Here is a 13,334-nt window from a genome sequence, read left to right as displayed (position 1 = left end):
CTCTGTCGTTGTGGCGCAGCCATGTAATACCTGTCCCATAATTCCTCCCTCTGTAGCTGGCAATACTCTACACCAGCATACAGCGGGACTAAACAGTTAGGCTCACTTGTTGCGCATGACATCCAGCCGCTCAACGTACCGCTCCATACGATGGTCCGAGACTCCCAGAACCGTTGCGACTCCCTTTCCACTGCGCAGTGCGAAATTGCCTTTATTCAGAATGGCAGTTTGCTCAGGGATGGCGTTCAGGCATTTCTCGTTTGCTGAGTCAGCGAATCCAATGAATGTTGGCGGAAGTGTAGGAATCGCGTCGAACTCGTTAAAGATGTGGTAGGGCTGTGGAAGCACGGACTTGGCCGCGAGGTCCCCGTACCTCGGCATGCCAAAGGTGTAGCACGAGACGGATGGGGCAATTCGAGACCGGCGACGATGAACAAACGGGTGAAACTCGCGCTCAGCGAGACGGGCGTGAAAAATTGCTGCCATTGCACCGCCAAGGGAGTGGCCTGTGATGTAGACAGGAAGAACATGCTTGTCATCATTCATGGAGGCGATCTTCTCGACAACCTCGTCGAAGCATTCAAGGACGGCATCAAGGAAACCGCGATGAAGTTTGACAGATTCCCCAAACCCGAGCGAATACCGCACTCTTCGTACATCCAAGTCAGCTTTAAAGTCGGCAAAGGAAAACGTTGTTCCTCGTAGGGAGACGAAGATTACTGGTGTGAGTTTGGAGATTACGACAACCATTCTTTCTCGAACGATGATCTCAATGATTGCATTCGTATCCAGCTGACGCACGCTTGCTCGACGTTGCTCAGTGAACCATCGGGCAACGTGCGCTTGATACCTGTCACACGGGATAACCTTCGCGCGCTTTGCCTTCTTAAGCTCAAATTGCGGAAGCTCCTCGTATGCGACGGCTGCAAATGCGCAGGCGACGTAGCCCTTTTCCCAACTGAAGGAGTCTACCTCCCAATCATCAATGCTGTCAGCAAGACGCTGAGCGTCGTTGAAGTGTCGATAGAACTCCATGTTCCTCCTTTGACGATGTTATGACGCCTTGTTTTAGCTCACATATTTGCAAATATGTATAGCCCAGAAACACTGGCAGATATAGCGCCTGTTTCGCCACCGAACTCACTCTTCATCGAGTTATCCTTAGCCAATGCTTGGTAAAAACACCAACCTATGATCTCTAGGCCTTCAATAAGAATTGTCCCTCACCAACTTCTCTACGAAGAGGATATCTTCCTCAGGGATATCTTCAATCCAGCCTTCGAGGGCATAAAGAAAAGCATCCATTAATCGTACGAGATTACGTACGACAAAATAATCGCCAGGATTATTAACGGCGCCTCTTCTCTGTACCTCAGCCAAGTAATGCTGCACAGCTGCCTTGCTGCTTTCCCAACGAGCGACAATAAACGATAGCTCGTCCATATCGTCGTCTAGTAATCCAATAGACCAGGGGTTCAATCCTAGACGATACCATCGACGCGATAGCAATGTCCTAACGGTATATAGCAATTTGGCGGTATAGAAAAACCAAGTAGGTCCAAGCGATATACGCGAAGCTTGGCCTAGCGGGCATTCTTCGAGAATCTCGTCACGCCATCCCCAGCTGAGCGCATATAACCCAAAGCCCGCTAGGTCAGCAGCACATTCCTCGTCGAACCTTGACTCAAAGCTCTGAGTTGCAAGACAGTGCCCCAGTTCATGAGCTATTGCAAAGTCCTGGCCTGAATAACTGAGCGCCACTTCAAAAGAAGTTATTCCACCTCCATAAGATTCTGTAGCTTTATCAAACCATTTGCTTCGTTGACATAACTGCCGTAATGGATTTTCTTTCGAAATGAGCGGATGGAAGGCCTCACTAGTTAACATACGGCCCAACAGCTGGCGGAGTAGCCGAGGCGCTTCGCCCCGCAACTGGCCAGTATTATCTGCTGTTGCGAGTAATTCCCAAGCATTGCCATCAAGCCGACCTGTGAGCAGTTCCACCAATGCTCTCGTTGACAGCATTAGAAGCTCCTGATATGCAAATCGTATAACAAGAAAATGGAACCCCTCAGAAGGAACATGCTGAGGTGGCGCAAAACTGTGCCTAGGATCAAAGGTGTGGCGTACTACTACATCACGAAGCATGGAATCGGCTTGAGGTTGAGTTTCACACCAAGTTGCAATTTGCTGCAACGCGCGAGCTTGGAGTATAGCTTCGCCCCCGCGTTGCCATATGCATGGCTCAAAGCAAAATTGGTAATTTAATCTACTTACTGCGCCGTGCGTGGAACGATCAATAAGGCGAATGTGCTCTAGAGCTTGGGAAATCTCCCCCGCATGCTCGGTAGGATTACGCAACACCTGATGTGCATCCTCATCGCCCGCGATCGGATCATAGAATGGTGCAATCCTGGCCCAAGCGGCCTTGATTTCTTGCGCGCGATTCATGGTGGCAAGTCTGGACAAAGGTTGCGAATGCCCATACGAACAATAATGACTGCGACCAAAGTTCCGTTGAGTGCAAATCCCGAAGGTGATGATTCCAGTAGCGCGGCAATTACACTGACTGCCGCAACCATGTCGCTGCTCTGCTGGCTCGTTACGAGAATACGAATTTCTGGCTCATTAATTTTTGGACAAAGCTCTTTGCTTAACCAGACTCTTGCATTCTTAAAAGCAGCACGACCTTTTGCAATCGTGTTGGTACCAAATCCTTCATGTCCTGATAGAGATTCGCCGAGACTCGCAAATAATGTGTCAAGAGGCGTCACCTTGTCGTCAAGTAACTTCAGGATTTGCTCTGCATCAGTTTTATTCGTCATTTGGTTCTCGCTTACCCCAATGGAAAAATGTCTACGGATACAAGGATTGTTAAATTCCTTATTCTCAAATATAGCAGAGCAATACTCCTCTCATTCAAGGGGCAGCTGGGGTAGCCGGAGCGCGTAGATAAGCTGAAGAGAAGAACCAATGTGCGCTCATCCTTGATAGCGCTACACTCTGCGGCTTCAGCGTCTACTTGGGGTCAAGTCTCATTTTGGCCGGCCGACAAGATTTTAAAGAAAAAATCAAAATAGCTTGGGCAAGGCCGAAGGCCGCGTCAGGAAGGTTGTATTTTATGTGGATGAAAGTCCGGGAAGCCAGTGGGCAATCCCTGTGGGAAACTTCGTGGACGTAGCCTTATCCGTCCATCAGGTTTTCCAGCAGGGTTGTCCATGGGCCAAGCTAGTGCTGCCGGACGCTCGGCTTTAGCCGATCATCCACATTGCTACCGCTTGTCAATCCGAAAGGTTACTTCCCTGGTAGCAAAGCGGGAATTGAGCCATTTTTCCCACTTGGCCGCCCTTCGCATCAGGTCTGCACGGTATGACTCATTGAGGTGCGGCGTATAGGAGTGGTAGTTGGCCACTTTCGTCCACAGATCGCCCCGGTCGTTGCGGATGTGCATGTGGATACGCCAGGCGGCGAGCGCGTATGGGTAACATCCCGATTGCGCCACATGCTCGGGCCTGATGCCATATTTGGCCAAGTCGGAAAGATACGCGGTATTGAACTGCATCGGGCCGATATCGTAGGTGTCATTCGAGTTTCGCACCCATTGACCCGGCTTGCCTCCCTCCTTCTCGGCCACGGCGAGAAGGATGTTTGCTGGGACTTCGTATTTCACGGCAGCTTGGATCGAACAGACGACGCGCTCCGGCAAATCAGGAGGCAGATCCATCACACTCCCCTGCCCTGTTACTTGCTGTCCCGGAAGGCAGCAGCTTCCGCTTCCGCATCCAGCTTCGTCTCCGTCGATCCGGCAAACGCATTGCCCTTGAATTGGGGCTCAGGAATGTTGGAACGAATGGCTGAGGCAACTTTTCCGCCGGGGGTTTGGGCGACACGCCCGCCTTGCGAAGCAATGCCGCTCTTGACCACCTCCATCCCACCTCGAGCGAGGTGAGAGCCCATTTCAGCTACAAAGCGCGATGGCGTGCCCATGGCCTGGGCTAGTCCGCCCAATGGCGTATCCTGCCTGGGTTGCGTTTCGGCAAACATTCCCATGCCGCCTTCCATGCTGGCGTGAGCAGCGTCGAACGCAGCCTTGATTGCGGATGCTCCCCCTGCCGCATTGGCGGCGGAGGCCATCATCATGCCGGTGGCAACACCTGTTGCAGTTGCGGCCGCGGCAATCGCTGTGCCGGCACCCAGGTTACCTATCCCCCCTGCCCCACCGCCCACAATGCTGCTTAGCATGGGTGGAATCTTGTCGACCAGCACGAGCAGCACGATGGAAATTACCATCAGAACACTCATTTCCTTGAGACTGAGACCGCCACTCATCTGAATGTAATAATCATCCAGGAAGGTCTTGCCGATGCCCACCAGCAGCACCATGGCAAAGAGTGATATCGCAACCCCCAGGACCGTGCGGTAATAGTTGATCGCAATCTCGGAAGTCCAACGCGAACCACCGAAGCCAAGGAAGAAAATACCGGCGTAGGCCAGTATCCAGCCGGATACCAGAAGCAACACCATGTTGACGCTAATCAGCGCCAGGATGATGAGGATAATTGCCGCCATGATGATGCCGGTCATGCTATCAACAGGTAAGCTAAGCGTAGATTGATCTAACGCCCGATAAAAGATATCGAAACCGATATCCACAATGCTGGACGGAGACCCCATTCCGCGTAGTCCGCTGGCCTCGGAACCGATCTGCTTAAGCGAGGCAATAATCGAGCTGGCAAAAGCAGGCCCATTGATGAGCAGCCACCAGAAGAAGCCGGTAAAGATCGTGAAGCGGAGAAACTCTGCGAAGAATTCGCCTATATCCGCCCGCCGCAGCGCCATCAGGCCGAACGTCCATACCATGCTGATTGTTACCAACAGCCAAAACAGCCAGCTGGCACGCTCCGTAATAACCGTTTGCCATGCTGATGCGGCCGTATGATAGCGATCCAATATGTTATCCAGCACGCTTATATTTGCGATTTCCGCGTGGGCTTGGATCGAGAATAGGGTAAACACTAAGAACAACAAGAAAGGCAGTCCAATTACTCTACTTGGTGTTCTCATATTGATCACCATTCACGTGGAGGGCTTTTTTTTGTACCCCCAGGAAGATAATCAGGGCATTTTGCGAGCAAGGCCTTATGCTCTGCTTCATCAGTAATTTTTCCCAGATCCTCGCAAGTAGGATTCTTGATTCTTGGGCTCTCCGGTGGCTCACCACCATTACAAGCCCACAATAAAATACTCATCAAAATGATGCTTAATGCTTTTAATTTCATATCCTCTCCTTACCATTCACGTGGCGGACTCTTTTGAAAGGTACCCCGCCTTGCCTGTACTGCCGCAGCCGCCTGCTGCGCCTCTATATCCGCAATCCTCGCCTGGCGTGCTGCTTCGGCATTCTGCTGTGCGATCAAGAGCGCCCGGATTTGCATGAGCTGGCTCGCCTGGTTGCTCGCGAGCTGGTTTGCTGCCTGGATTGCCGCCATCTGCCCTGGCGCATCCTCGGCATTGCGCTGCAATTGCTCGAGCCTTGCCGCATCCGCCTGCAATTCCAGTTCCTGCAGCTCAAGGCTGCGAAGCATCGCATCATTTGCAAGTTTCTCGCCATCGGCATTCAGGCGCCGGTTATTTTCAAGGCTCGCACGCTCTTCTACTGTACAGCCATTGGGGCCGAAACAGGGCGAATTCATGTAGTAGGACGGGTTCTGGTAGCGAAGCAGGTAGCCATCGAGGCTGCCTGCCTGGTTGCGGTAGTACTGCAGGGTGTTCATTGCGCCCATCAGGCGCATGGTGGTCATCTGGGCCCGGTTCCAGACATAGGCGGTGGGAGCCACCGAATTGCGCAACATGTTCTCGTATTGAAGAAGCTGCAGCTGGTACTGCTCGACCATCTTCATGGTCTGGTTCACGCCCTCGATCGCCGAGATGACGTTCTGCTGCATGTTCGCGGCATCAAAAACGGGAACTCCACCGGCCTGAATTGCCTGGATCGGCCAAGCAGACAGGCCTGCGATCATGGCGGCAGCAGCGATTGCCCGGGCTGTGTAGGGTGCGCCTTTATTCAATCCTTTATCCATTCGTATTTCCATTCGGCGTATTTTCGTTCAGCCTTCCTCCCCTGTAATCGAAAGCCTGGTACGGGCGAGCCAAGACCATGTCCTTCGTCACCGTGACGTTGAAGCGGTAGCCCGGGCGGATTTCAAGCGTGGGCGAGATGTTGAGGTTCTTCGAGATCATCTGTGTGATCACGCGCCCGAGTTGCTGCCCCAGGGTGGCGCTCAACACGCTGCTGGTCGTGGGCGCGCCGAAGGTGCCCCCGATCTGGTTCCTGCTCTGGCTCAAGGCAACCCCCGCGGAGATGGCGGACATCAGGATCGCCGTGCCAAACAGGCGCGCATAATGGTTGTTCACCTGGTCGGTGAAGCCCGCGTAGCCTGCTCCGGTGGAACCGGGCATGGCTCCGATATCCATGGTCTTCCCATCCGGAAAAACCAGCCTCTGCCACGCCACCAGGACACTTGCCTGGCCGTACGCCACTTCGCTCGAATATTCCCCTTCCAGTTTGGTGCCTTGCGGGATCAGGAGGTATTTTCCGGTGGCGGTATCAAACACGTCCTGGCTCACCTGTCCGAAGATCTTGCCCGGCAGGGAAGAATTGATGCCGGTAATGAGTGTTGCCGGGATGACGGAGGTTGTGAGCACTGTAAAGGGCGAGCGCGGCGGCGTGGGTCTGGAATCAAGTTTCCACCGGTCATTCCCTTCCCTGTTGTCGAATGCGCCGATATCGTTGCGCGGCGAGCGCTCCTGCTGTGTTTGTCCTGCATCCTCATAATCCTCATGCGCGATAAGCCCTGCCCCCTTGAGGCTTGCCAGGCGCTCCTTGTACACGACGGTGGGATCGGTGTTCGAGACCGGAACAGCTTGCGTCCTCGGTGCGTCCTGCGATGCACGCCTTGCGATTTGCACCCCGGTTTTCGCCTTCAAGGCCTCCTCGAACTGCTGCACTTTAAGCTGCCGGATGCGCTGCATTTCCTGCGTCTCAGCAGTTGCAGGATGCCTTGCCGAAGGCAGACTGGCAGGCATGGGTGGCACGGATGGTAGATTGGGATTCTCCGAATAGCTGTTGTCATGAATTACCGGCTCGACTGCCGGGATCATCCCGCCCTTGTGTTCGCCCGCGATCTCGTTGGCGAACATGGCTGCATTGCTCCCTGCGGCAGTCTTCGCAGTTTCTTCTCTGTGCTTGGTCTTTGCCCGGTCCATCGCAACCAATCCAATGACGATGAGGAAGATGGCGGCGGCCACCCCAAGCAAATAGAGCGGCAGGTCGTTTGCGCGGCGCACGCCCCATTTTGTCTGCAACCGGTTCGGGGAAGCTGAAGGCGCCATGGGATCGTTCATATCATTGCCCCCTATAAGTCCAGGCGCCCGCCGCGGCGACACCCTTGGCATCCGGAAGATAGGCGCGCGAGAGATAACTGTTACCCACCTTCAACGTGATGGCATAAAGTGAGGCGTGCTCCGGAGTATCGAGGGTATAGGAAAGCTCTGTGCCCTGCCCTGCTGCCGTGGGAGTTTCCATGCCCCGGGCTTGGGGCTCATCCGATTGAACGCCCGGTTTCTGCTGGAATCCGGCGAAGGTGTCCGCAAACAAAACTCTTTTTGTCTTCACGGTTTCCGAAACCGCATAGCCCCTGGTCCGCAATTTTGCGGCCAGCAGTTTCCCGAACTCCCGGGGCTCAGATAGACCCAAGTTGAATTGCGTTTTCGCCGGCGGATAGAGCTGTGCCAGCTGGTTGGTGGCGTCCTGTGCAATCCTGTCATCGGCCAGACTGTTGCGGTTTTGCTGCCGGGTTTCCTGCAGGCTGGCGCAACCGGCAAGAACAAGGCAGAGAAGCAATGGAATCAAGCTGCGCATATCACTTCCCCCGTGTGATGGTGACGCGGTCCTGGCTGGAGCCCACGCCTGCCACGAGAATGGCCTTGTCGAAGATGCCGTCCACGATGAAGCGGCCGTTCCGCAGGCGGTAGTTGACCTGCACCGACTCCTCATCCGTGAAGAAGCCCCCATCCTTGCGCACCACGAGCAGGATCGGGGCCTCAGTCTGGCTCATCGTTGCCGGCATCTGGATGATGGTCTTCACTCCGTTGTTATAAACCCGCAGCGGTTTCCAGCGCGCGGCCTCCCCTTCGATCGTGTAATCGAAGTCCTGGTTTTCCAGAGACTCGCCGGTGCCCGGCATGATCTGGTTGTCGTGGGCGGCCTGCTCCTGGCGCCTGATTTTCTCCCACTTGGCCATGGCCTCTTCCGGGTAGGTGAAGGCCACCCGCGGCATGAATTCGCTGCGGTGCGAGCGCAATCTCAGGTGATAGGTGCGCCGGTCGGTGGTCACGATCAAGGAGGTTTCCAAGCCCGTGTCCATCGGCTTGATGATGAGGTGTTGCACTTCCATCCTGCCGGAACCTGTGACGGCTGGTTCCACCGTCCAGCGGGCCGTGTCGCCCAGGTGCAGGGAATTGACCTGCTCGCCCGGCTGCAGCTCCACGTCACATACCTGCAAAACGGCGCAGATGATGCTGGGTTGCGTGGCCCCATAGAGGAAGCGGATGGTGCCGTCCCCTCCGATCACAGGCTTCACCCCTTGGGTCGACGCCCCCGCCTTCCATTTTTTGGCCAAAGCCAGGACTGCGCGCTCCTGCGGCGACAGCCTGATCTCCGGATTGCTGAAATGCAGGGCCTGGGGAGACGCTGCCTCTGGCGGGTCTGGCAAATCCCGAACCGAGGCAACCGGTATGGGCGGCATTGGCGGTGTGGAGGACGTGGGGGGTGTGGGAGGTATAGGGGAAGCAGGCGGGCCAGGTGGCAGTGGCGGCGTGCCGGAAAGCAGGTTCCCGGGAGCGGATTGTGGCGCCGGCACCTTGTCCTGGGGGGACGCGATGTAGCCTGCCGTCCTGGATAGCTGGGGTGGCTGGGGCAGCTGGGTTGACTGTTGCGGCAACAGCAACTCAGGCAACTTGGGCTGCTGCAGGGTATTGTTGGCGATCGCCGCGGTGACCGCGACCAGCGGCAGGCCTGCCGCGAGCGCCACCGCAAGCCTGGTCGGGGAAAACGCCGGGAGATATCGCAGGGGAATTTTCATGAAAGCCTTGAGGTTCCTAGAGTTGTCTCGACCAGGCAAAATCGCTGACATAGATGCCAAGCGGATTGTTGCGCAGCTGCGCCTCGCTGATGTCGGGAGACGGTTCCGCCACGTATACCGTCACAAGTGCCCTCATGCGGTAACTGTTCTTCACGATCCCCTGCCTATCGCGCACGGTTTCCGTCCAGTCGGCCTGCCAGGTCTGCGGGGATTGCGCAATCACCGAGACGATCTCGGTGCTCACCATCTCGCGCTCCGCGCGCCTGAAGGGGCTCGCTTCCGGCCTGCCGTTCATGAACTCGTTCATCTTGGCGGTGGCCGGGTCCTCGGGCGAGAGCATGGCATACACTCCGAAGATCGCCTTCCTCTGCAGGGCAACATCCGGTGTCACCATGCGCGCTTGCTGGATAAAGGAAGCGACAGCCGCGTGGACGATGCGTGCATCGACCTCCTGCGCGCGATCGACGGGAGCGACGGCCAGGGTCTGCCCGAGCTTGTCCACTTCCACCACGTAGGGAATGAATTTCGCCTGGCTGCCGATGTGGATGACGCCGCCCACCGCGGCTAGGGCAATGAGGAGCGACAATAGCCCCAGCATCTGCCAGTTCCTGCGGGAGGCCGCCATATCACCCATGTGCTCGTTCCAGGTGCGCCGCGCCGACAGGTAAGGATTCTCCTCCTCCCCTGCCCGTCTCCCGTCCACCATCGCCGCATCTGTCCGGCGTTCATCCTCGCCCTGGCTTTTTCTTAAAATCAGCGATTTCATCATTCGCATCACGCCCGTGCCCGCACCCGCACCTACGTTCGTGCTCATGTCGCCATTGCCTCCCTGCCGTGTTCATTCACGCGGTTATCCAGATAGTCGTTCAGATCGAGTCCCCGCAGGGCAAGCCACTCGCGCACCCACTGCTCTCCATGGCGCGCTTCCAGCGCCTGGATCGCCGCGATCGACTCCTTGTCGGTGCTCCCGAGAAACGCCAAGGCCAGCGGCCCCAGGGCGAGCTCATAGAGCCGCCGCCCGAGTTCGGAGACGTAGTAGTACTGCCTCTTGGGGATGGCGGTTGCCAGAATCTCGATCTGCCGGTCGTTCAACCCCATGCGCCGGTAGAGCGCCGCCGTATCCTGGTCCCTGGCATACACGTTCGGCAGGAAGATCTTGGTCGCGGTCGATTCCTGGATCACATCGAGAATGCCGGAATTGGCGGCATCCGAGAGGCTTTGTGTTGCCATCAACACCATGCAGTTGGCTTTTCTCAAGACCTTCAGCCATTCCCTGATCTTGGCGCGGAAGACGGGGTGGCCGAGCATGATCCAGGCTTCATCCAGCACGATCATGGCAGGCTGGCCCTTGAGCGAGCGCTCGATGCGGCGAAAGAGGTACAGGAGCACCGGCAGTGCATAGCGGTCGCCCAGGTTCATCAATTCCTCGATCTCGAACACGGTGAAGCTTGTGAGCGACAACCCATCCTCCTCCGCGTCGAGCAAATGGCCCATGCTGCCTTCCACCGTGTAGACCTTGAGCGCTTCGCGTATGGGTTCATCCTGGATCAGGGTGTAGAACTCGGAGAGCGTCTTCGAGCCGCTCCCGTGCATGCTCGTGATCGCAAGCCCGATCTCGTTCCTCTGTGCGGGTGTGGTGATCAGTCCGTTTAATGCCAGGAGCGCATCGATCCATTCCATGGCCCAGGCGCGGTCGCCCTGGGAGGAGAGGAATTGCAGGGGACAGAATGATAGCGATAGCGACAGGCACGGGCCGGAATGCGCGTCCACATGCGTACCACTGCGCGCACCGATGTGCGTGTGGGGCTGCGTGTCCGCGGCGATGGTGAAGTGATCGCCGCGCGTGGCGCTGCACAGCGGGTAGAGCGACATCCCCTTGTCAAAGCAGAAGATCGACATGCCGCGGTAGCGGCGCGCCTGGGCAATAAGGGCGCCAAGCAGCGTTGATTTGCCCGCTCCCGTCGGGCCGAACACGAGCGCATGGCCGACATCGCGCACATGGGTGTTGAGCCGGAACACGGTCGAGCCTTGCGTCACGCACTGCATGAGTGCCGGCGAATGGGGCGGATACATGGGACAAGGGGCCTCCGCTTGGCCCGTCCAGATAGCGGAGGTCGGCAGCAGGTCCGCGAGGTTCATGGTGTTCATGAGCGGGCGGCGCACGTTCTCGACCCCATGCCCGGGAAGGCTCCCCAGATAGGCTTCCATCGTGTTGAGGGTTTCGATCCTGGCAGTGAAACCCAAGGAGTTGATCGCTTTTTCCAGACGCAGGGCAAGGGCTTCGAGCTCGTCGCGACTCTCGTCCATCAGCACCACGACACTGGTGTAGTACCCCTGCGCCAAAGCACCGCTGTTGATCTCGGCCACCGCAGCCTCGGCATCGGCCACCATCGACATCGCATCCTGGTCCACCATGCCGGTATGGGTGTTGAACACCTGGTCGAAGAAGCCTCGTATCTTCTGCCGCCACTTGCGGCGGTATTTGTCCAGATGGGCGACTGCTTCATGCGGGTCCATGAAGATGAAGCGCGTGGACCAGCGGTACTCGCAGGAGAGCTCAGACAAGGCTGAGAGAATCCCGGGATAGGATTCCATCGGGAATCCCTCGATTGCGACCACCCGCAGGAATTTGCTTCCGATCTTAGGCACCACGCCCGGCCACAGTTCCTGCCCGCCCAGCAGCATGTCGAGATACATGGGATTGTTCGGCAGCTGCACGGGATGATTCAACCCTGTCACGCAGTACTGCAGCCAGCGCAGGAAATCGTCATGCCTCAATTCCCGCCCCTCCTCGCTCACCACCCGCTTGCTCTTTAAGCGCTCAAGCGATACGGCAGCGGACAGGCGCGCCTCGATCGTTGCACAGTCGCGCTTGAAGTCCTCGATGAGACTGAGGGTAACGGCCTTGTGGTCGGCAGGCGCGGCGTCGTCGTCGAACATGAGCTCGACGAACTTACGCTGCACGAGCAGCGGCGGAAACCAAGTGACGGTAAGCACGAAATAGCCTTCGAACATGGTTCCCATCTTTTCAAAGAGCTGTCGGCGCTCTTCATCGATGGCTTGGGTGATGGGATCGGGAAAGTGCGAGCGGGAACGCTCGGGATAATGGGGGGCCGGCCTTCTTACGGCATCCACATGGATCATCCAGCCGGCTCCCAGGTTGCTCAAGGCCTGGTTGATGCGGAAGGAGACGAGGTTGCGCTGCTCCTCATTGGCACTCGCGTTGTCCTCCCCCCGGTACATCCAGGCGGCCATGAAGGCGCCGTTCTTGCCGACAATCACCCCATCGTCCACGCACGCGGCGTAATTCAGGAGATCGGCAAAGCCGGCTTGCCTGTCACGGTGGCGGCTCAGGCGCCGAGCCTTCTCCGCATCCCGCATGCGACCATACAGGATGGCGAGGAACAGGGTCCCGGTCGCGGCAACGAGCAGAGTGATGAAACCCAAGAGCGATGTGGCATTCATCGGTAGTGCCACTCCTGGGAGTTGGTGTTCTCACGGAACGGAGTGGCGCGCGGCGGATAATAGGCCTTGTAGCGCCTGCTGCGCCACCACACCATAATCATTTTGGGATCATGCTTGGCCATCAGGCGCAGGAGGTACAACCCAACCATCCAGAAGGCAATACCGACGATGGCTGCGCGCAGTTCCTGCGCGTTGAAGATGAGTGCCGAGCAAACGATGCCCAGCATCGCCACGCACACGCGATCGCCGCCTAAGAGCAGGTTGTGGCGGTGGCCGATGCGACGGATGGGAACCCTACGCAACGCCATCACTCCCCTCCCCTGTTCCTCCTGTTTCCGCAATAGCAGTTCCGTGAGATTCAACCGCCTCATTCATGGCGATCTCGGCGCCCCGCCCGAAGAAATTGCTCATCATGTTCTGCGCGCCCACCAGGAACGCCAAGACCAGCACGATGAACACCAGGGTTCGGAAGAATCCGCTCAAGTCCCCTCCCATCACCAAGGCACCTCCGGCAACCACGATGCCGACCATGGACAGCGTGAAGGCCACGGGGCCTGTCACCGAATTCCTGAGGTTCATGAGCCAGCTCTCGTAGGGGAGCGTGCCGCCAATGCCCTCGGATGCATGGGCCTGGCCTGACATGGCAAGAAAGAAGATGGCCAAGAGACAAGCAAAGGCCAGGATGGAGGATGTTCCACGTGAAAATAGCGTAATGCTTCTCATTTC

At 57.0% G+C, this 13,334-nt stretch carries 15 protein-coding genes; 1 reads left to right on the top strand and 14 read right to left on the bottom strand.

All coding sequences use genetic code 11. The annotated features are described in order from the left end of the window. Window positions 1-102 precede the first annotated feature (102 nt). The 10 genes from C8R21_RS12800 to trbG form a co-directional block, all read right to left on the bottom strand. Window positions 103-1,035: a lipase family protein gene (locus C8R21_RS12800; RefSeq protein WP_107763052.1), complete on the bottom strand. Its 933-nt coding sequence runs from the start codon at window positions 1,033-1,035 to the stop codon at window positions 103-105. Between the two features lie 171 nt (window positions 1,036-1,206). Beyond that, window positions 1,207-2,451 (bottom strand): hypothetical protein, encoded by a 1,245-nt coding sequence (locus tag C8R21_RS12795; protein ID WP_107763051.1) that lies wholly within the window; start codon window positions 2,449-2,451, stop codon window positions 1,207-1,209. Then, window positions 2,448-2,825, bottom strand: coding sequence for a hypothetical protein (locus C8R21_RS12790; protein WP_107763050.1), 378 nt, complete (start codon window positions 2,823-2,825; stop codon window positions 2,448-2,450). The genes C8R21_RS12795 and C8R21_RS12790 overlap by 4 nt, the downstream gene beginning before the upstream one ends. 446 nt (window positions 2,826-3,271) lie before the next feature. Beyond that, a complete protein-coding gene (locus tag C8R21_RS12785) occupies window positions 3,272-3,724 on the bottom strand; it encodes a conjugal transfer protein TrbN (RefSeq protein WP_107763049.1) in 453 nt (150 codons plus the stop codon). A 17-nt stretch (window positions 3,725-3,741) separates the two neighbouring features. Beyond that, the gene (gene trbL / locus C8R21_RS12780) at window positions 3,742-5,064 is read right to left on the bottom strand and encodes a P-type conjugative transfer protein TrbL (protein WP_107763057.1); all 1,323 of its coding nucleotides are present in this window, start codon (window positions 5,062-5,064) and stop codon (window positions 3,742-3,744) included. A 5-nt stretch (window positions 5,065-5,069) separates the two neighbouring features. Further along, a complete protein-coding gene (gene trbK / locus C8R21_RS12775) occupies window positions 5,070-5,279 on the bottom strand; it encodes an entry exclusion lipoprotein TrbK (RefSeq protein ID WP_107763048.1) in 210 nt (69 codons plus the stop codon). Between the two features lie 9 nt (window positions 5,280-5,288). Continuing rightward, window positions 5,289-6,080, bottom strand: a complete 792-nt coding sequence (gene trbJ / locus C8R21_RS12770; RefSeq protein ID WP_107763047.1) for a P-type conjugative transfer protein TrbJ — start codon at window positions 6,078-6,080, stop codon at window positions 5,289-5,291. Continuing rightward, window positions 6,073-7,404, bottom strand: coding sequence for a TrbI/VirB10 family protein (locus tag C8R21_RS12765; RefSeq protein WP_107763046.1), 1,332 nt, complete (start codon window positions 7,402-7,404; stop codon window positions 6,073-6,075). The genes trbJ and C8R21_RS12765 overlap by 8 nt, the downstream gene beginning before the upstream one ends. Window position 7,405: 1 nt before the next feature. Next, on the bottom strand, window positions 7,406-7,921 hold the full coding sequence (locus C8R21_RS12760) for a conjugal transfer protein TrbH (RefSeq protein ID WP_107763045.1): 516 nt from the start codon (window positions 7,919-7,921) through the stop codon (window positions 7,406-7,408). A gap of 1 nt (window position 7,922) precedes the next feature. Further along, window positions 7,923-8,774: a P-type conjugative transfer protein TrbG gene (trbG, locus tag C8R21_RS12755; protein ID WP_258192403.1), complete on the bottom strand. Its 852-nt coding sequence runs from the start codon at window positions 8,772-8,774 to the stop codon at window positions 7,923-7,925. Window positions 8,775-8,796: 22 nt separating this feature from the next. Here trbG and C8R21_RS15955 point away from each other — a divergent pair, with 22 nt between their 5' ends. After that, the gene (locus C8R21_RS15955) at window positions 8,797-8,946 is read left to right on the top strand and encodes a hypothetical protein (RefSeq protein ID WP_181258940.1); all 150 of its coding nucleotides are present in this window, start codon (window positions 8,797-8,799) and stop codon (window positions 8,944-8,946) included. A 213-nt stretch (window positions 8,947-9,159) separates the two neighbouring features. On the opposite strand, the gene C8R21_RS12750 is transcribed toward C8R21_RS15955, so the two are convergent. Genes C8R21_RS12750 through C8R21_RS12735 form a run of 4 tightly spaced genes read right to left on the bottom strand, consistent with a single transcriptional unit; the run spans window position 9,160 to window position 13,331 of the window. Beyond that, complete coding sequence (locus C8R21_RS12750; RefSeq protein WP_258192402.1) at window positions 9,160-9,957, bottom strand: VirB8/TrbF family protein; 798 nt, start codon at window positions 9,955-9,957, stop codon at window positions 9,160-9,162. After that, a complete protein-coding gene (locus C8R21_RS12745; RefSeq protein ID WP_107763044.1) occupies window positions 9,954-12,608 on the bottom strand; it encodes a VirB4 family type IV secretion/conjugal transfer ATPase in 2,655 nt (884 codons plus the stop codon). The genes C8R21_RS12750 and C8R21_RS12745 overlap by 4 nt, the downstream gene beginning before the upstream one ends. Continuing rightward, entirely contained in the window at window positions 12,605-12,916 is a 312-nt protein-coding gene (locus C8R21_RS12740; RefSeq protein WP_107763043.1) for a conjugal transfer protein TrbD, read from the bottom strand. The genes C8R21_RS12745 and C8R21_RS12740 overlap by 4 nt, the downstream gene beginning before the upstream one ends. After that, window positions 12,903-13,331: a TrbC/VirB2 family protein gene (locus C8R21_RS12735; protein WP_107763042.1), complete on the bottom strand. Its 429-nt coding sequence runs from the start codon at window positions 13,329-13,331 to the stop codon at window positions 12,903-12,905. Before C8R21_RS12735 ends, C8R21_RS12740 begins: the two co-directional genes overlap by 14 nt. Window positions 13,332-13,334 lie beyond the last annotated feature (3 nt).

This window comes from Nitrosospira multiformis, from assembly GCF_003050865.1.
In the GTDB taxonomy this organism is placed as follows: Bacteria; Pseudomonadota; Gammaproteobacteria; order Burkholderiales; family Nitrosomonadaceae; genus Nitrosospira; species Nitrosospira multiformis_E.
This window is presented reverse-complemented; position numbering and strand designations above follow the sequence as displayed.